The sequence below is a fragment of the Pseudomonas sp. Y5-11 genome, assembly GCF_022368695.1.
GTDB lineage: Bacteria > Pseudomonadota > Gammaproteobacteria > Pseudomonadales > Pseudomonadaceae > Aquipseudomonas > Aquipseudomonas parakoreensis.
Genome location: NZ_CP058974.1, coordinates 3,959,103 through 3,977,411, shown reverse-complemented (window position 1 = coordinate 3,977,411; position 18,309 = coordinate 3,959,103). Strand labels below are relative to the sequence as shown.

Genomic DNA, 18,309 nt, shown 5'->3' with positions numbered 1-18,309 from the left:
AAAGCAACACTCAGGCAGGCCACAGGGAACTGATCAGGGGGACGATCACTGCGGTCAACAGTCCATTAAGGCCAATGCCGACCGCCGCGAACGCAGCCCCCAACCCACTGAGCGGAGCAATCTGCGCGGCGGCTACCCCACTGCCGGCGACCCCAGCAGCCAGCCCATGGGCACGCCAGTCGTCGACACGTAGCCAACCCAACACACTCCGCCCCAAGACTGCGGCTACGATTCCCCCGGCAATGGCCAGGCTGGCGGTCAGTGCGGGGACTCCACCAACCTCCTCCGACAATGCCATGGCGATTGGCGTAGTGACCGATTTGGGTGCCATAGAAAGCGCCACACTCCGATCCCCTCCCAGTAACCAGACCAGCACAACACCGCTGAGCGTCGTGGTGAGCGAACCGGCCAGGAGGGCCAACCCTACCCCACTCAAGCTGCGCCTCACATGGCTGAGGTTAAGTGCGAGTGGTACCGCAAGTGCGACAGTTGCTGGTCCCAAGAGGAAATTGATGAATTGCGCACCAGAATAGTAGGTGTCGTAACCGGTCCCGGTCGCTTGCAGTACCACGACCATCAATACGATGGCTATCAACACGGGATTCGCCCAGGCGGCCCCTGCACATCGACGTTGCACCTGTTGACCGACCACGAAGGCTAACAACGACAGCGACAGCCATAACAGAGGAGAGACTGCCAATGGTGTCCATAACGCAAGCAATGAACTAATCATGCCCGATCCTCTTCACTCGCCGATGCTTGACGCCGTTCAGCCAGACGCGTCAGGTGATGCATCACCAAGCCAGTGACCACCAGGCCAAGCAGTGTAGAAACTAGAAGGCCGACCGCAATCGGTATCCAGTCTCGCTCGAGTACACCCAACTCGGCCACAATACCTACGCCAGCCGGTACAAACAGCAATCCCATGTTACCGATCAGCGACTGCGCCACTTGCGTCAACGGCGCCGGTGCCCCATCACTTGGGACAATCCAATGGTTGGCAAAAGTGACCAGTGCCACTGCGAGCAGGAACATACCAATCACTGGCCCAGGTAACGGCAGATGGAACAGGCGCCGGGCAATTTCCCCCAGCAGTTGTGCACCGATGAGCATGGCGAAAGCAGCGGGCATATGAACCTCAGTCTAAGGTGTTGCGACCCGCGACCAGTCTAAAAACCTGAGCCACCCAGAGGTTGAAGACCAGTACAATGGACCGAACAGAGTCAGAACATGGCCCGTTCCCCTTTGCATCTGGAAGGACCGACGAGGTCATGCTGGCCTTTCGGGGGCGCGCTGAAAACCACCCGACTGGCAAATGATTTGTGCGGAAAGGGTATTTGAATGGGTATCCGCTGTGGAGAAGACATGGATACTTTGGCGAGCACGCTTTCTGACCTTTCAATGGCAACGCTGCAGGGTTGAACGTTACCACCACAGCCCGCTGGCCAATCGCCTGTTTGCTGCCCTACTTCGCCTCATACCCCGGCCTCGGTGGCCTGGCCGGGTAGCGTCAATATCGGCATTGAGCGCCAGCAAGTTGGTCTGCTCGCCATCCAAGTGAAGCTTACGATCGGCGGGACATTACCGCCGAGGCAAGGGAGAACTGAAACGCCCCTCGACCGGGTAGCTAGGGTCAGTGTAGTGCGGCGTGGAGCAATGCCCGGGCGGTACCAGGCTGTCGACGAAGCACTCGTCCTGCTCCTCGATACGCACCTGCAATGCTTCTAGGTAACCGTACCACTGCGCCTCGGTGCGAGGCCCGGCGATGACCGAGCTCACGCAGCGGTTGTTGAGGACCCAGGCCAGAGCAAAGGCAGCGCTGCTGGTGCCGCGCGAGGCGGCGTGGGCGGCGACCGATTGGGCAATGTGCAGGGATTCGCGCCGCCATTCGGTTTGGCGGATGCGCTGGTCGCCGCGCCCTGCCCGGCTGTCCGACGGTGGCGGGCCGTCTGGAGCGTACTTGCCGGTCAGAACACCCCGCGCCAGCGGGCTGTAAGGCACAACACCCAAACCGTAGTGATGGGCGGCAGGCAAATGCTCGACCTCAACGCTGCGGTTGACCAGGTTATACAGCGGCTGGCTGGCCACCGGCCGGTCCAGGCCCATATCGTCGGCCAGACGCACCACTTCGGCAATGTACCAACTGCGGAAGTTTGACACCCCGAAATAACGTACCTTCCCCTGGCGGATCAGGTCGCCGACGGCGCGCACGCCTTCTTCCAAGGTCACACCGGGAACGGCACGGTGGAAGTAAAGGATGTCGAGGTAGTCGGTGCCGAGGCGCTTGAGGCTCGCTTCGACGACTTGGTTGATCCATTTGCGCGACTGACCCTGGCGGTTCGGGGCAGTATCGACGGGTGAGCCGAACTTGCTGGCCAGCACCCAGTCGTCGCGCTGGGAGGCGATGCCCCGGCCGACGATACACTCGGCGGCACCGCCGGTGTAAACGTCGGCGGTGTCGATGAAGTTGACACCCTGGGCATGGGCGTGGGCAATGATGCGCTGGGCGGTCGGTTCGTCGGTCGCGCCGCCGAACATCATGGTACCCAGGCACAAGGGGGAGACCTTCAGGGCGCTGTGGCCCAAGTAGCGGTAGTCCATGAATATCACCGTGGGGAGGGTTGGAAGTGTGCCTGCAGCGGCTGAGTCACGGGGCGAACTCGCGATAGCGCTGACGCGAGAGCCCCGTGCCAGGGCATCAACCCTGCTGGAACACCTCACGGGCACAGCGGAAGCTGTCCACTGCCGCCGGCACCCCAGCGTAGATCGCCGCCTGCAGGAACACCTCGCGGATCTCGTCCTTGCTCACCCCGTTGTTCAGCGCGCCACGAATGTGAAGCTTGAGCTCGTGGGGCCGGTTGAGCGCAGTCATGAACGCCAGGTTAAGCAGGCTGCGGGTGCGCCGGTCCAGGCCCGGCCGGTTCCATACATCGCCCCAGCAGTATTGCGACACCAGTTCCTGCATCGGCATGCCGAACTCATCGGCGTTGGCCAGGGCGGCGTCCACGTAGGCGTCGCCCAACACTTCACGACGGGTCTGCAGCCCGCGTTCAAACAGTTCCTGATTCATGCAAGGTTCTCCGTTTCGATACTGGATAAGTGCCGGGGCGCCAGCCGCCCCGGCGTGACTGTCACTTGGCCGCGGCGATCCACTGATCGAACTGCGCCTGGTTGGCGCCGATCCACTGGTCGGCGAGCTTGCGGATCATTTCCGGCGAGCCGCCCTCCTTACCGATCGCTGCCTCCCACTGCGACCACACGGCAGTGGGGAAATGCACCTGCTGCATCAGTTGCCGGATCGCCGGGTTGTCGGCGAGGAACTGCTTGTTCGCCACCGTGTGGTAGTTCCACGAGCCCATGGCCATACGGCACGGGTTGGCATCGCCGGCGCAGCCCTCGACGTCCTTGACCAGCGCCGAGCCGTCGTTGGGAATGTCCGGGGGCAGCGCGTCCTTGGGCGTAGGCAGCCACAGCACGTCGCTACCCGGTACCAGCGCATTGGTCACCCACGACGGGCTCCAGGCATAGAAGAACACCGGTTTGCCGCCCTTGACCTTGGTCACCACGTCGGCCATCAGCGCCTCGTACTTGCCACGCACCTGGCGCACCGTGCCGGTCAGTTCGAACGCCTTCATCTGGTAGTCGATCACCTTGCCACAGCTCCACGCCGGGTCGCAGCTGGTCAGCTCGGCCTTGCCACTGGAGCCGAACAACGCGGCGACCTTCGGATCTTTCAACTGTTCCAGGGTGGTGATGTTGTTGGCCAGTTGGCCAGTGCGGTCTTCTTGTCGATCAAGTATCCGAGCAGTTGGAGTACGGCATGGTCGCGCTCAACACGCCGAAATTCACCGGCGCACCGATTCCTTTCGGTGGCTGGAAACAGTCCGGCCTGGGCCGGGAAGGCTCAAAACATGGCCTGGCCGAGTACATGGAACTCAAATACGTCTGCGTCGGCGGCCTTTGATCAAATAACAGGAGAACAACCATGGACAAGCAAAAGATCGACCTCATTTCGGCCCAGGATCGTGGCGCGGTACTGCACCCGTTCACCCACCTGAAGGACTTCGCTTCCGGGAAACTGGGAGACCCAACAATCGTCGAGACCGGCAAAGGTATCACCATCACAGACGCGACCGGCCGTGAGTACATCGACGGCTTCGCCGGCTTGTATTGCATGAACGTCGGCTACGGCCGCACCGAGGTAGCCGAAGCCATCTCCCGCCAGGCCCACAAGCTCGCGTACTACCATACCTATGCCGCGCACACCACCGACGAGTTGGCGCGGCTGTCCGATCGGCTGGTAAAAATGGCCCCGGGCAAGATGAGCAAGGTGTTTTACGGCCTGTCGGGCTCCGACGCCAACGAAACCCAAGCCAAGCTGGTGTGGTACTACAACAACCTGCGTGGTCTGCCGAAGAAGAAAAAGATCATTTCCCGTGATCGCGGTTACCACGGCTGCTCAGTCGTTTCGGGGTCCATGACCGGTATGTCGTTCTACCACGACTTCATGGACCTGCCGGTCTCCGGTATCTTGCGAACCGGCGCTGCGCACCACTACTAGTGATCAGAACTGAAAAGACCAAAAAGCGGTAAGTCAATCCCCCAAATCGACCCTGCCGCACATTCCCTAAACATTAGTTCCAGGCCGCCCACCGCCATCACGCGGCCTTAGTCGTTCAACCTGGCCCTTTCTGTGTCTACTGTGTCATTGGGGGATTCCAAGCCGTTGCTTGAAAGCTCCACATCCGTGACGTACATACGATTCCGCTGAACGACCGCCCTTGCCACGTCGACCATAAAAACCACAAAGCTATGGCTTTGCTTACTGTTGATTTGGGGGCATGCTGTTAACGAAAGGTCGCGAGGGGAACAAGTCATGAACCAAGAGGCATTTCAGTTAACCGCGCTGTCGGCTGCAGAACTGGCTGATTACCTATGCAACACGAAAGGGACAACCTCTCCAGGGGAGCGTTACGCCAAGGTCTTTGGCCTCAACCCAGCTGAGTTTGACGTTTACCTCACTACTTATCGCCAAAGCCAGTCAGATGGTGCAACCATGCCTGACTCCGAAGCAGCGCTACGCTTCATAACAGATGTCCTACGGGTGGTTCTGACGGTGACTGAGACCGGAGTTACTGTCGAGCAAGCCATTGGCTGGTTCCGCCAAGATCAATTGTTAACTTTCGAAGGGCGAACTGCGGAACAACTGGTCAGTCAGGGCCAAGCTGAGCAGGTGCTGCAATTTCTGGCCTCCTGGCAGGCCGGGAGCCAAGGATGAGTAACGACGCCTACCTACAGACCGGCCAGAAACCGAACTATCACTTATGCTATCGAACCATCCTTTGCGCCATGGATGAGCGATACGACATACGCGGCTATGTACTGGCGGAAATGGTGAGAACATGTCTGAAACACCGAGCTTGTCTATCTGCGGAACAGCGCGAGTACTTTATGCGATATGCGCAACCGGCGGCGATCACCTATCTCGAAAATCTAACGGCCGATTTACTGTTTGGTCCACAGGGACGCTTTTCACCTGAGGAGTATCGTTATTCACAAACAGCAGATATCAATCAGTTTCGAGGTCTCTGGTGAATACATGAAAAGAGCGCGCGCAGGACATTGGGCAGGATCGAACTCGCGCTTTATTTCGAAACCGATGAATCGGAGTATCACCAGCGAGCTATAGGTCCAACCTTGATCAACCAGCGCTGTTTTGCACTCACCTGAAACCCGTTCCACATTGTCCGCCAGACAAAGAAGGCGGGGTCGTTGCTACTGAGCCTTTTGTTTTTCACTCTAGCTTAGCGGGCCGCAACGTCCGATCAGTCGCACATCAGTAATGACGCGATGATCCCTGGCGGCATCTCCAACTGATGAGTCCTCTTGCGTTCAAATCAACGGGCAGCGATTTCGCCCAGTCGGCATCAAAATAGTCGCCGTCTTCATTGCACGAGTGACAGCGACACGCATGCTAAACGGGCCTGACGCACGCGATCCGCGATTGCTTCGGTCGGCAAGAAAGGATGCTACGTTTAATGAGATTCAACTGACCACCTCTAAGGTAGTCAGCTGAGCCTGATCCTTATGATCTCATGAGCGCTTCAGGGGTGTGCTTCCTTCAAGTAATGCCTTAACTCTCTGATGCGCACCGGGCATTGACGACTCATGGCTCCTCCTATTTGGGCAATTATGAGGCTTGGAGGTGTCTAGGAAACCAGGGGCGATTCAGTACGCGGGTATTCCGATCACCGCGTTCCTGTTGGTATGCGCGGTGTTCGTACTGGTCCAACGTTTCGGCGTCGATCTGATCCGACTTAGCTACGACGCCTGCCACTACCTGCATCCAGGGTATTCGCCGTGACCTGCAGCAAGGAATTCCGTGGAGCCCATGGGCAGGTGGGTGCTGGACAGTGGTTTTCTCGATCGCCAATGAGGTAGTCATTGATCCGATCAGCAACGGGGTCCCTTTCACGTCCGCCTATAGCAATTTGCTAGCAGATCTGGTCGGTGTTGGCAGCTTTCTCTTGATCGTCCACCTGCTTCAGATGCGCTCTGTAGCTGGATCCTGCCTATCCGGAAACAACTGTCCCTAACCGCGAGACAGCTTGCTCGTCCTGGGCGCAAACATTGCGTTCCAGCAGCAGTTGTCGAGCCAGTATGGCGCGATGAATGAGACTGCAGAAAAGACCTCCGTAACGATCGCCAACAAGCCGTGAGGGCCAGAACTGGCGGTTGAGCGTACGCTCAAAACGACCCGGCCAGTCACGGGGAGTGACTGGCCGGGCAACTGAACTTCAAAACTAGAACAGATCCACCTACGATTTAAACAGCGATTGTACCTTCAATTGGGCGTTCGCCAGATCCGAGCGTAGCAGGTACTCGTTGAGCCCGATCACTGCGTGAACTCCTGCAGTGCCGCCAATGGGTTGCTGGCGCTCCAGACTATCGATGAGCCCCGGGTAGCAGCCCACCGCTACCGTTTTACCCTCTCGGTCAACCAGCAAGGGAGCAGAGGGAATCGAGCCAACCCTACAGGCATACCCTGCTAACTCAAGGCTGGCTCGAAGCTGGGCCAGTTTCACCATCTGCCCCGTCGCCGGCAAACATGCCGGCTCCTCTCCTCGTATGGCGTACCGCAAGAGCATCGAAGCCAAATGTCTATCAAGGCGGTGTTGAAGATGTTGGTTATGGAAGTGATTGAGGCATTCTGTGCAGGAGCTCTCACATGTACAGTTCTCTAACAGCTCAAGAGTCGCGTCCAAAACCTCCTCCATGTGTCGAGCTGCAATCTCTGCGTACCCTGCCCCCCCTGACAACGTGTCATACAAAAATACATCCAGGATGCGAGCCTCATCCAGCAGCGCGGGTTCAATCCTAAAGCCAGAGCCGAATTCGGCAGGGTCCAGATCTAATTGCCGATGCCGACTGGCCGCTAGCCGCAGCGCTTCTGCAAGCGAATGCAAGGCATCTTCGAGAATGCGCAACACCACCCCGTTGACCGTATCGGTAACAATTGGCGAGGCGATTTTGAGGCGTAACAGGAGAAGGTCCGTATCGAAGTCATGGCCTAGCAACACGCGTGCGAATTTACCAGAGCACTTCGGCGGTGTTCCTTTTGGACCGAGTTGTTTGTATGGACGTTCATGGGCCCCCGCGTTTGCCTCCTGATCGAAGACCGAGGCATTGCCGCATTCCATGCAGACTGAAAAGCCACCCTCGCCTGTGCCTTCCTTGCCTCGGTTGACGGTGACGAGCGTGCGGTCTACCGCATGGGTAAAGCTCGCGTAGGGACCACATGCGGAAAAACTGAAAATCTCCGGATCAACGGGTTGTGGCAACTGGGCCATCGTCGCGTAGGTGATTTCTTGCTCACGGTCATTATCTGGCAAGTCAGCGGCGCTCTCCGGCCCGAAAACTTCTGGCACAATCATCAGTTCAGTTATCAACTGTTGGCCGCAGACGGGACAACCCGTTTGTTCCTTCGCTGACCGATTGGGGTCACGCACAAACGAGCAGGCTTTACAGTGTGTATGCGGTTTGGCGTTCTCGAAGAGCGGGCCCGCACGATTCACAACTCCCGGCGGTAGATCTGCAAAGACGCCTCCCGAACGGTAGGTTTTCTTGTCAATAACGATGAGGCGCCCCGGGGCATACTCGCTTAACGCTTTGATAATCGACTGCTGCGGTCGTTGCACCGTGCGCACGTCCCAACGATCTCGCGCGTTTTTAGTCAGCTTTTCTACTAGGAAGCTGCATAAGCTGGTCGGAAACGCGTAGCTGGGGAGCAATCCGTGATAGAACAGAAACTCCAGAAGCTCCGCCTGTTCGATACTTGATGAGGGATTTTCAATGTCCTGGGCTTCTTGTCCAGCGATTTCCTCATGCGTGGCATTCACCTGGATGGTTGAACCAAGCTTCTTAAGTTCCACGAGTAAGCGTTGACTGGTCGCGGCTAACCACTCCATCAACGAAAGGCCGCGGGTATCCAACCCCGGCGGTAGCCAAGCCACAATTGACTCTCGGAGATCGCCGTCGCTGGCGAGCACCCGACGTGTCACCCAAGCCTCAAAGCTCTTCAAGTTCGGGCCGGATTGGTCGGAACTGCAGAAGAAATCCTCGGTCGGACCAAGCGCTTTGAGCAACGACGAGGTTTTTTCAGTCGACGCGCCAGTGCCTTGCGCCATGATTTCATGGAAGAAAGTCTGGATCAGGTACGCGTGAAGATGCCGGCGCGCGATTTTCGCATTGTCTATCTTGACCTCCGGTGTACGTGGGGGGCCCGCCACGATACGCGCTGGGTTCAAGAAGTAGTGGCTGTCATGTGGTCCATTCTGTGAATAGGTTACGACGGTGGATACCGACGAACCGCGCCGCCCTGCCCGGCCGGCGCGTTGCTGGTAATTTTCCCGCTGCGGAGGAACGTTCCTCAGCGCCACCGCTACCAGCGAGCCAATGTCGACCCCTACCTCCATCGTCGTTGTGCAACTGAGCACGTCAATCGGGCGGTCCCGATCCTCAATAAGCACGTCCTGGAATCGCATTTCGTAGAGTTCGGTGGTGGCATGCACTCGACTGCGGTCACGGTTCGACAACTGCGCCGTGTGTTCCTCGACGCTCATGTTGGATAGCTCTGCACCTGGTGTTAGGGCGCGCGCCACCGGAAGTCGCCAGAACTCTTTGCGAGCCGTGACGTAATCGCTGTTTATCGGATCGATGGAGGACGCCGCGTCGCTGCCGCACGCCAGGCAAACCTTACCTGCCAAAGCGAAGGGCATCAGGGCTGTGCAGTCAGCGCATTGCGCCCAACAATGCGCCAAGTCGACGACAATGGCTAGGGAGTCAGGCACCAGGAACCAGTGACCATCGTCCTCCTCTGCCAACTGATCTCGGAAGATCGCTTCAACGCGCTGAACCACCTCACTCGACCAACCGAAATGGTTGATCAGGCTCTCTTTCAGCGATTTACCAAATTGACCGTTGCTGCCCCATGCCGGTTTCGAGTAGCCCGCAGCCTTGTAGCGGTAGGCTGACTCAATCGATCTATCGAATGCGTACTCTTGCAGCATCGAGTCTATCCAACCTACGGCCAACTCGCGGACGTTCGCTTCGCTTATCGCAAGCTCGGCATTCACCAGGTGCTGCCTCAACTTTCTAAGTTTCAGAGGCGTTGGCTCAACGAAACCGACCATGGTTCCGGACAGTGAGTAGTAGTTGCCACAAAGCAATTTAAGAAGGGCAATTTGGTAGCGCGCCGGAATCTCTTGTAGTGAAAAATTCGCCTCAATGGCTTCCGCCAAGTCAGAGTCATAATTGTCATCAAATAACTTGCGTGCGCTCTCAACTCGTCTTGAATCACCGCCATCGAACATAGGGAGGTCATGCTTGGTCAACACGGAAAGAAATGCCAAGTAAAGCAAGCCGGCGGGTTTGGCGGGTTTGTCTAAGTCCTTCAGTTTCTGACATGCCAAGGCGACAGCCTGCCGAAACACGTCAAGTTCAATGTCGCGCGGAATGTCACGCGCTAGTCGAGCGGCCTTTTGTCGACCATCCGAGAAAATCAAAACCTTTCGCCCTGCATTGGGATGCCGGGCATCTTTGGCTCGACTGGCAGGCTGCTTCGCCATTTGCGTCCTAACGAGCGCAGTGAACGGAGCCTCCCCTTTGGTAAGGTGATCCATGATTTTCGATGGATCATCTTTGGTATTTCTAATCTTACGCGTGCAGACAGGGCAATGATCAAAAGTCAGATCACCTGCGTCTGCCGCCTTGTCCGGTACGCGGACCCTACGGAACCCGGTTTCGTCTCTCGGCTGATCATCCGTGAGGATGCCGCTGGCCATGTGTAACCATTTATCGATGTGACGACTGCGGGGATGAGTGGCATCCTCAACGCACAACTCTATCGGCATCAGCGCAGAAATCGCACCATCTGAAAATGGACCGCTGGGCTGGTGCCAAACGAAGTTCTGCTCCTCGTTCACAAAACCACGCAAGAAAGCTGCCCCGCAATCACGATGCGTAAGCAGTTCATACACACGTCCATTGGACTTACAACCGCACTGGGTCGAGGGTTTCGTATACAGGCGGCCGAGAATCGTGGGCCCGTCGTGATCACCTAAGCGCTTGGAGCAAGTAGGGTTCACGCAAGCGAACAACCCTGGCAACCCCCGATGGAAGAGGTGCAGGCGAGTCGGCAGCAAGACCCGGCCATCCGTGCTCCGCTGTGCGTAACTCCCCAGCGCCAAAAGCGTGTCGGTAGCTTTTTGTGCGTCGACCGCTGGGTAATTGCCAAACAGGAGATCACTTAACTCATCTAAGCGAACTGCGCGACCCGATACAGCGGTAATCAAGTTTTCCAGCGGTTCGAACCCCGTGAGACGTTCAAACAACCAGTTGCGAAACGCGGCATGGTCCTGACTCGGCGGTTGGCTCCAGCCCAACCGTCGTGCCAGTTGCGCTGCGGCCTCGGTGGCCGCGACGAGGTCATCGGCCGAGCGCTGGAAGTCCGCCAAATTGAAATCCGCCAGCGCATTGAGTTGTTCTGCTGGCGCTGCCTGTGATGCGGAACGTTCCTCCGGCGTCCCCTGGATTACCCTGACGCGCCGTGGTGATGTATCAGCCAAACCGGTCAAGTCCCGCGCAAAGCGCTCGCCATCGACTGCCGCAGTTTCAGCAGGTCCCAGACTCGCACTGGTCATAATGCAGCGCATGCGTTCTCGTGGAATATCGAGCCGAGCGCAGAGACGTCGGATCAGCAGGGCCACCTCGGCCCCCCCGGCCCCCCTGTACATATGTGCCTCATCCAGCACGAGGATAAACTCGTTACGCGAGTCCGCTTTGAGCCATGCCTTCGTCTGATCAAAGATGTCGCGCTCGATAGGCCGCATGAGCATGTATTCGAGCATGGAGTAGTTAGTAATCAATAACTCGGGACAACGTGCTTGCATTTCATGGCGAGTCATCATTTCGCGGTCGCCAGGCTGGGTTTGAAGCCGACCGGTCCAGTTTTTTTTGGTGAAATTGTCGCCTTTTTTCTTACCCGATCCGTAGGTCTTCGTTTCGATGGCTGCAGCGCCATAGAAACCTACCAAATCCTTGCTTGGCCAGCGCCCAATCCTCACGAGCTCACCTTTCACGGCAGGCTTTTCGGCGACTTTGTTATAAAACTCTTCAAACAGCGGCTCTATGAAGCGCTCGTCACGCTCTTTGGAGCGCTCTCCCGGGTAGGGGGTGCGCCCGGTATAACTGCCGAAGCGGATCGGGTGGGAACGAGTCTGCGTTAAGATCGACGATGCGTCAGTGTTTCCTACTAGGCGACGGATTCGCGCCAATTGATCATTAACCAAGGCGTTCATCGGATAAAGCAACAGTGCCCGACAACCCGGCAGTTGCGCCGAGTCGGGCCGTTCCTGTCCCTCAATGGCTAATTGACCAATAATTGGCATAAGAAAGCTTTCGGTTTTGCCGGAACCGGTACCTGTTGCGACAACTAAATCTGCAGCCTCGTCACCTAGAAACGCAGTTAGCGCTTGCGATTGGTGCTCGTAGGGCCGAGGGTAAAGCCCGAGCCCCATGAGCGACAACTGGGTGAGCATATCGGCGGCGACCTTGGGAATGGGAAGTCGGTTGAACGGATCTCCAATTTTGTAGACTGAGGTCGCTTCCACATAAGGCGTCTGGACAATCGTTTCAGAACTTAGGAGAAGAGCGTGGCGCTCTCTCACGAGCCCTTCATCGCGAATATGGTATTGAGCTTCGATATATTGTCGAAGACTATCCGCCAGGCTTTTCGCAGTCTCATGAACACCAGATGCTTCATTCATAGAAATCCCACCCATTATTAACTTCCCTCGGCAAACTGGCGCTCAGCCACTTCCACGCTCAACCCTGCAAGTGCTTGGCGCACGAGCGGAAACAGCTCACGTGGTATCACATAGTCGGTCGTCCCTACGCCGCCGCCGAGTGACGGCAGTTGCCAGCCCAGTAGCAGCGCTTTTGTCTCTTCCCGTGGCAGGTAACGATGCAGGCGCAGTCGAACATGTACTTGCGACACATGCGCTTCAACCTTCATGGGATGACCGGCTTGCACGTCGAAATAAAACTGCAAGCGCCTCGCCTGTTGCGGTCGCAGTCCCGTCAGTTGCCGCAGACACCCCCGCGACACCTGGACCACAAAATACTCAAACCGTAGACCTGTACGGCATCTGGCGAGGAAGAGCCCTTCGGCGGTCGCGCAAGCAGACAGCGCGATCCATTTACCACTGGTCCGAATTGAAATGTCCGCTAATTCAGTCGTCGCGGGCGCCAGTTGCTCTTTGGCGCTGGTTAACAACTGGGTCGACCACGCCTGCAATCCTTCGATGGGGGAGCCAATCCATTCGTTTGGCTCCCAGAGGTCAATCCGTTCCGCGCAGGCATCGACGTTGACTAGTCTGACCCGCCCTGCCCCGCGCATCGCGATTGGCCAGGGAAAGGTTTGTGCGGGCCCCCCGCCGATGATCACTGCCTGCTTGTCCCCAAGTCTGACCGCCTGGGGTGAAGGCGTTAACCAACGTCCGCCGTCGAGTCGCACCAAATCCCCAAGGTCACCCAGACTGTACAGAATCGCCTTGATACCTGGTTCAGCAGCGTGTTCGTCGTCGAGAGTCGGCCACAGAGGCGTCAAACGCTGGCGGACTATACTTGTCAAACTGAGCGTGGTCGCAGGCACCCAAGCTTCCCGGTCATTCCTGGGCGCGGAACAAAGATAGGATGCAGCCCGCAAGCACTCCGCTACTGCTGCGACCCTTAATCCTTCACCGTCGTTTCTGCAGCCCAAAGCGGCGGCCAAGGTTTTCCGGGTGGCGTCGCGATTAACCCCCACCCACTTCACTCAACACTCTCCGCGTGCACGGCGTCCGCGTCGATGTCGCTCAGTAACTCGGTCGTGCTGCGGGTAAGCGCCTCTACTGGCCCCCCGAGTGATTGAGCCCATGGCAGTGCCCATTGCTTCATCACGGTGTGAAGCGCTCGCTCAGAAGGACCTTGCAATACTAGTCGCAATTGAGCGTACGCTCGGTCAGCGATCCTGAGCCACAGGTTCCCTGGAGCAAAGTCCACCTGCCCTAGACGCTCCCTCAGCGTGCTTAGCAGTGCCAATGGAGTGTTTTCAGCCTGGTTGTGCAGGGCTTTCCAATCATCCACGGTCAGTTGGCCGAACTGCATTAACGGCATCTGCGCCGATAACCCACGCATAGCAAACTCGTCCGTATCAAACACCGGCCCGAGTTCTGACAGCGTCCCGCCGTCCGGAAACGCCGCAGGGCCGTGGGTCCAAGACGCAATCAGAACCAAGCGACTGTTAACACTCGTGGCGAACTGACGACGTGCCACAACATCGCGAATGGCACTGCCATACACCTCGAATGCCGACCTGTTCGCGCCTTTGAGCAACAAGCATCCAGACGACTCGGCTACCACTTCGAGGCAATCTGTCGCTGCGTCCTCTGATACTAGCCCTACGGGAACTCGCCACTCATGGAAGATCGCCCCTCCTACCGCTGCTGCGACCGCATCTGCGATTAAATCCGCGGTTGAACCTTTGAACTGAATAAGTTGGCCGCAGATGATTGCCGCCAAAATATGCCGCGCGTAGCTGTTGGCCTCGCGCTTCACTACGCCGCTTGCCTGAAGGTTGTTGGCAATGACCTGGCAGGCAACTTCTATGGAGTTTATTTCGACGAACGGACCTGTTGCTTCGTTCTCGATCAAGCGGACGCGTGATTGACCCCCGACTTCATGGCTCGGTCCGACGACTCGAGACTCCTGGGTGTTGACGCGCGCGTGCAGTGAAGCAAGGTTGGCTGCCGCGGCATCCCAGTCGAGACCCCGGGCGTTGAGGATCGCCAGTGCTTCCTCGAGCACTAAAACCCGCGCACGCTCGGCAACCAAGTTCTCTACCTGGGCAGCTAGGGCGCTTACCCTCTCCGAAATGAGCTCGCCGCGCACGTCTGAGTCAGCCAGTGCTGTCGACGCCTCCTGCTGCGCGCTACCCGTTGACTGAGCCAGTTCGCTTACCTGCTCCAAGCGCAGATCGACGCTTTGCAGTGCGGTACGCCACTCAGCGATATCCTTGTGAACACCACTGAGGTTGGCCGTCATCTGCTCAACCGCTTCGGTGGTTACTGTCGCCGTCAGTTCAAGTTGGTCAATGCGCTCGGCGATTTCCTCGGCCGCCGTTTCAGCTAAGTCAAAATAACCCTCAATTTTATCCAAACGGCCCGGCAAACCATCAATCATCCGATCCCTGGCGAGGGTGGAAGCCGGATGAAAGCTATTCAGGGCGGCCTGCATGGCAGGATCTTCGGCGAAACCACTGTACGTCGCCAGCCGCTCTACCGTTTCCCTTGAGGCATCAGGATACAACTCGGCTAAGCGCTTGAAGAAGCCAGCACCCGCATCCGCCAATTGGGGGGAGGTGTCTGCGGTGGGAAAGGCACTGTCCAAGCGGCTTTTGGCCCACGCTACCCACAGGCTAGCGAAGGCTTGCCAGTCAGCCTCGCTTTTATGTCCGGGCTGTGGATGCGCCAGATGCCCGATCAAGCGCCTCTGCTTTTCCTTGAATTCAGGTGGGGATCCTCGCCTAAAGCCGGGAATTGAGGCTTGACGATCAAAGAACGACTTGCGAAAGGCATGGGGTACCTCTTCGATGAACTCGGTAATCATCATTGTTCCGAGCGCCGAGATCCGCTCTCTTGCCTCTTGGCTGTACAGGTAACTCATCGCGAGACCCCATCTCCTGAAGATCGAATATCAAATCCACGTGCACGCACATCAGCCGCCAATTGCCGATAATTCGGTACCAGTCCCGGATTGGGACGCGCGGCCAAGAAGGCGTTGACCAACCCTTGGTCACTGCCAGAGAGTGCAATCGCTCCGCCAGCGTGTAGCTGAGATAGAAAACAACGCAGGCGCAATCTTAAAGACCGCCCAAGCGAAAGCAGTACGGTTGTTGGGTTGTCCATCGGCTGCGTAGCGCCGATGGACAACCGTCCGAACCCGCCGAAATCCAGGTAGATCTGGTATTTGGGGTCGGTGATATAAAGTTTGAGCAGGCTATTCAACGCAGGGGACAACTGGCATTTCTGCGAGGTGTGGTCATCCGTCACGTCGCTAGACACAAGGTGCCGGCTCTCCCTATGCCCATTAGGTGAAATAGCCTCTAGCCTTCCCCTGGTGCCCATCGGCATTGCCAGAGAATCGAAACACAGTTCCTGTGCTCTCGTCGCCATGACATAGGTTTGGCATCCCCTGCGGTGCAATGGGGCAACAACACGTTCCCCTTTATCGTCAATGAAAACCAAGTCTACCGTAGGGTGTTTGTAGCTTCGCGCCAGCGAATTATTCTTGGAAAAATACTTATCGACATCCGGATGCCCGGTTTTTCCGATCCTGAAATCATCGCTTCCTTCGCGTATCACAGTGAATAGCGCAGGTGACCGATCGGGCGCCGTTACAGAAATGCGATCATTCTGGTTAACGGCTTGCAAGGTTGGCCCGCCGTCGTGTGCTCCTCCCGGCATCCGGTGAGCGGCGAGGATGACCGCTTCAGACTCGATGTATTCAACCGTATTGATGCTGGAGTAACGGGTAAGGAACGGCCAAATGGTTGTGATCGAGGGTGTCGCAGGCATAACGCTCAGTTGGGTAAATTCTTCCAACCACTTTATGCAGGCCTCTGACGGGGTATCCGGAACCGTTACCAGGGCCAACTGCCATCCATGCCTTGACTTGAACCTGTCCACCAGCAGTTCCTCAGGGAAGACTGGTGTCGCCGGTACTGACCATAACAGGGCATAAGTCTCGGAGCGACTTAACACCTGCGCGCGGGGGAAGCCGCTGTCGCCATCCCGACCAATGGCGGTGAACACGGCTGCACCCACCGCAGATAGGCCTGGGCATGTCCTGGCAACGCCTGATACGAACAAAGGGTCCGGCTTGCCTTCGAAGGAAATGATTTTGTAGTCGTTTGCTGTGGGCTCTGCGGTTACCCTGAAACCTGAGCCCATCCCGCGCATATTAAGCTTCTGCACCCTGCCGCCGACATCGAGGTTGATGTAAGCGTGACATGTACGACAGGGAGGCAAGACTAATTCAATCCACCACGCCCCTGCGTTCTCACCTTTTTTTATCATCAAGCGCAGATCCATCTGCCGCATCGATGCTGGTTGAGCCTTATCAGAGTTGACATGGCTCAGTGGCCCGGACATGAAATAAGCGCAGGAACTGGAGGACACGCCACGCCAGTGGGCGAAGTAGTTTTTCCGCGATGGCCCTGAGCGAAGCCCCACCCGCATGCGGCAGAAAGAACAAATATAATATCCGGAGCGTGTCGCTAAATCTGCGGTAACCGGTTTATTCGTCACTCGATCTATGGCGTAATCCATCGCTCATACCCTTCGCATTCATCCGCGCAAACTGATAATACGCCGCGGCTCAGTGGCTAAATGACCGTGAGCCGCGAAAAGCCGTGCCTGATGGCCGTAGAGGTGGATGAGATCCGTAGATTTCCAACAGCGAAAGTCAGGCCTGTTCATTGAACGCGGGATCAACCACCGATTCAGTGCTAACTCACCGATTTCACGGACTGACAACAGTGATTGGGTATCCGGCTTTCCGCTGCCGCTGTGGAGAAGCTTCGCGGCGTTGGTTGCCAATTGACAAATAAATACTTCACGCTGGATGCCGTGGCGCATGAGGTCGTCCTTGAATCCTAGCGCCTTAAGCGCCGCTCGCGTGGTGCGCAACCGCCAGTTAGGACCTTGGCCAAAGGCGTGCTGGTCTGCATATTGATGATCGAGATCTCGGAGATAATCTCGAAGCTCAACAAACAACCAGTCGGGTATATGGAAATGGCCCCAGCCGCCGGTAAAGCCAATGGACTTGAGGTATTGCGTGCCACCCAGCTTCAATCGGTTGTAGACCGCGGAGCGCCCCATGGATGAGGTCGTCACGACCGCCAACAGACGCGCATTTTTTTCCGCCTGCGAGATAATGCCGGTGGACCCGCCGTAGGCACTGGCAAAATCATCATAAATGTCCCGACTGCGAAGGAGACAAGCAATCAGCTTACCGCCCAGCAAGGCGTTATAGGGTGGGATCGCGCCAAGGACATATGCATCCATCAGGTTGACCAGTCGGGCAGCTCGGTCATTAGTATTCCAGCCGATGAATTTGTCTCTTACGCCAAGGTTGAAAACCGGATCCCCTATGGCGATCAACCCCATCAGTTTGCCATTCGCCTGGTCCCAGACTAGGTAACGCAAGCGCCTGCCAAAACCATTGGACACGGGCACAGACCACGACAACGATGCGAGCCGAAAGAGTTCGCTCTGCCACGTACCTGACGAGACGCGCTCAAGAACAGGGGAAATTTTTTCTGGCACCACCTCTCGGCCATCGGCAAAGTACTGCATTAGCTTGGCGCCGCTGCGTACAACGAAGGCTTCACTGGCGGAGAGCCGTTCTTCTCGTTGGGCCCCATGCAATGCGCGGATCGCCTCTTTGCCATTTCCAGGTGGGCAAAGAGCACCTTCCTGGGTTTTAGTGAAACCTAGCTGGTGCAAATGCTCTCGCACTTTTCGCTTGAGATTCGCTTCTCTCGGATTAACTCCAATAATAATCGCACTGCCGGTTGGCATACTGTTGCATCCCTGCTTGGAGTTTATCTCAACGAGGTAGGCGAAATACAAGCCATGCTGTTTCGCTTCTGCCGCCCTCAAAAGTAATGCGCACAGACGCCAAAAGCACCGCGCGTCGAGGGGGAAT

14 protein-coding genes and 1 pseudogene are annotated in these 18,309 nt (G+C 57.1%); 5 read left to right on the top strand and 10 right to left on the bottom strand.

The features are described 5' to 3' along the window. Positions 1–10: 10 nt before the first annotated feature. From HXW87_RS17510 to proX, 5 genes are all read right to left on the bottom strand, one after another. A complete protein-coding gene (locus HXW87_RS17510; RefSeq protein ID WP_004577327.1) occupies positions 11–733 on the bottom strand; it encodes an LrgB family protein in 723 nt (240 codons plus the stop codon). Then, positions 730–1,131, bottom strand: a complete 402-nt coding sequence (locus HXW87_RS17505) for a CidA/LrgA family protein (protein WP_004577326.1) — start codon at positions 1,129–1,131, stop codon at positions 730–732. Before HXW87_RS17505 ends, HXW87_RS17510 begins: the two co-directional genes overlap by 4 nt. 450 nt (positions 1,132–1,581) lie before the next feature. Further along, positions 1,582–2,601: an aldo/keto reductase gene (locus HXW87_RS17500; protein ID WP_004577325.1), complete on the bottom strand. Its 1,020-nt coding sequence runs from the start codon at positions 2,599–2,601 to the stop codon at positions 1,582–1,584. Between the two features lie 97 nt (positions 2,602–2,698). Continuing rightward, positions 2,699–3,070 carry a 4-carboxymuconolactone decarboxylase gene (pcaC, locus tag HXW87_RS17495; protein ID WP_004577324.1) on the bottom strand — a complete coding sequence of 124 codons (372 nt, stop codon included), beginning with the start codon at positions 3,068–3,070 and terminating at the stop codon, positions 2,699–2,701. Positions 3,071–3,131: 61 nt separating this feature from the next. Next, entirely contained in the window at positions 3,132–3,737 is a 606-nt protein-coding gene (proX, locus tag HXW87_RS17490; protein WP_004577323.1) for a glycine betaine/L-proline ABC transporter substrate-binding protein ProX, read from the bottom strand. A 56-nt stretch (positions 3,738–3,793) separates the two neighbouring features. Here proX and HXW87_RS17485 point away from each other — a divergent pair. The 5 genes and pseudogenes from HXW87_RS17485 to HXW87_RS17465 form a co-directional block, all read left to right on the top strand. Next, positions 3,794–3,964: pseudogene (locus HXW87_RS17485) on the top strand (aldehyde dehydrogenase family protein); the annotation flags it as partial. 21 nt (positions 3,965–3,985) lie between these two features. Next, the gene (locus HXW87_RS17480; protein ID WP_004577321.1) at positions 3,986–4,561 is read left to right on the top strand and encodes an aminotransferase class III-fold pyridoxal phosphate-dependent enzyme; all 576 of its coding nucleotides are present in this window, start codon (positions 3,986–3,988) and stop codon (positions 4,559–4,561) included. A gap of 315 nt (positions 4,562–4,876) precedes the next feature. Further along, positions 4,877–5,278: a hypothetical protein gene (locus tag HXW87_RS17475; protein WP_004577320.1), complete on the top strand. Its 402-nt coding sequence runs from the start codon at positions 4,877–4,879 to the stop codon at positions 5,276–5,278. After that, positions 5,275–5,595, top strand: coding sequence for a hypothetical protein (locus HXW87_RS17470; RefSeq protein ID WP_023102075.1), 321 nt, complete (start codon positions 5,275–5,277; stop codon positions 5,593–5,595). Before HXW87_RS17475 ends, HXW87_RS17470 begins: the two co-directional genes overlap by 4 nt. Positions 5,596–6,205: 610 nt before the next feature. Further along, the gene (locus tag HXW87_RS17465; protein WP_156179934.1) at positions 6,206–6,364 is read left to right on the top strand and encodes a hypothetical protein; all 159 of its coding nucleotides are present in this window, start codon (positions 6,206–6,208) and stop codon (positions 6,362–6,364) included. A gap of 454 nt (positions 6,365–6,818) precedes the next feature. On the opposite strand, the gene HXW87_RS17460 is transcribed toward HXW87_RS17465, so the two are convergent. From HXW87_RS17460 to HXW87_RS17440, 5 genes are all read right to left on the bottom strand, one after another. Beyond that, positions 6,819–12,326, bottom strand: coding sequence for a DEAD/DEAH box helicase (locus tag HXW87_RS17460; RefSeq protein ID WP_031642613.1), 5,508 nt, complete (start codon positions 12,324–12,326; stop codon positions 6,819–6,821). 17 nt (positions 12,327–12,343) lie between these two features. Then, positions 12,344–13,213 (bottom strand): hypothetical protein, encoded by an 870-nt coding sequence (locus tag HXW87_RS17455; protein WP_049955556.1) that lies wholly within the window; start codon positions 13,211–13,213, stop codon positions 12,344–12,346. A gap of 158 nt (positions 13,214–13,371) precedes the next feature. Beyond that, positions 13,372–15,264, bottom strand: coding sequence for a hypothetical protein (locus HXW87_RS17450; protein WP_004577317.1), 1,893 nt, complete (start codon positions 15,262–15,264; stop codon positions 13,372–13,374). After that, on the bottom strand, positions 15,261–16,691 hold the full coding sequence (locus HXW87_RS17445; protein WP_104443851.1) for a hypothetical protein: 1,431 nt from the start codon (positions 16,689–16,691) through the stop codon (positions 15,261–15,263). Before HXW87_RS17445 ends, HXW87_RS17450 begins: the two co-directional genes overlap by 4 nt. A 255-nt stretch (positions 16,692–16,946) precedes the next feature. Further along, positions 16,947–18,233 carry a Druantia anti-phage system protein DruA gene (locus HXW87_RS17440; RefSeq protein WP_228379868.1) on the bottom strand — a complete coding sequence of 429 codons (1,287 nt, stop codon included), beginning with the start codon at positions 18,231–18,233 and terminating at the stop codon, positions 16,947–16,949. Between the last annotated feature and the right edge of the window lie 76 nt (positions 18,234–18,309).

Excerpts from the sequence above, each read along its gene's own strand:
- HXW87_RS17505 (WP_004577326.1), bottom strand. The coding sequence starts at position 1,131 with ATGCCCGCTGCTTTCGCCATGCTCATCGGTGCACAACTGCTGGGGGAA.
- HXW87_RS17510 (WP_004577327.1), bottom strand. The coding sequence starts at position 733 with ATGATTAGTTCATTGCTTGCGTTATGGACACCATTGGCAGTCTCTCCT.
- HXW87_RS17450 (WP_004577317.1), bottom strand. The coding sequence starts at position 15,264 with ATGAGTTACCTGTACAGCCAAGAGGCAAGAGAGCGGATCTCGGCGCTC.
- HXW87_RS17500 (WP_004577325.1), bottom strand. The coding sequence starts at position 2,601 with ATGGACTACCGCTACTTGGGCCACAGCGCCCTGAAGGTCTCCCCCTTG.
- HXW87_RS17480 (WP_004577321.1), top strand. The coding sequence starts at position 3,986 with ATGGACAAGCAAAAGATCGACCTCATTTCGGCCCAGGATCGTGGCGCG.
- HXW87_RS17460 (WP_031642613.1), bottom strand. The coding sequence starts at position 12,326 with ATGAATGAAGCATCTGGTGTTCATGAGACTGCGAAAAGCCTGGCGGAT.
- HXW87_RS17470 (WP_023102075.1), top strand. The coding sequence starts at position 5,275 with ATGAGTAACGACGCCTACCTACAGACCGGCCAGAAACCGAACTATCAC.
- HXW87_RS17475 (WP_004577320.1), top strand. The coding sequence starts at position 4,877 with ATGAACCAAGAGGCATTTCAGTTAACCGCGCTGTCGGCTGCAGAACTG.
- pcaC (WP_004577324.1), bottom strand. The coding sequence starts at position 3,070 with ATGAATCAGGAACTGTTTGAACGCGGGCTGCAGACCCGTCGTGAAGTG.
- HXW87_RS17445 (WP_104443851.1), bottom strand. The coding sequence starts at position 16,691 with ATGGATCTGCGCTTGATGATAAAAAAAGGTGAGAACGCAGGGGCGTGG.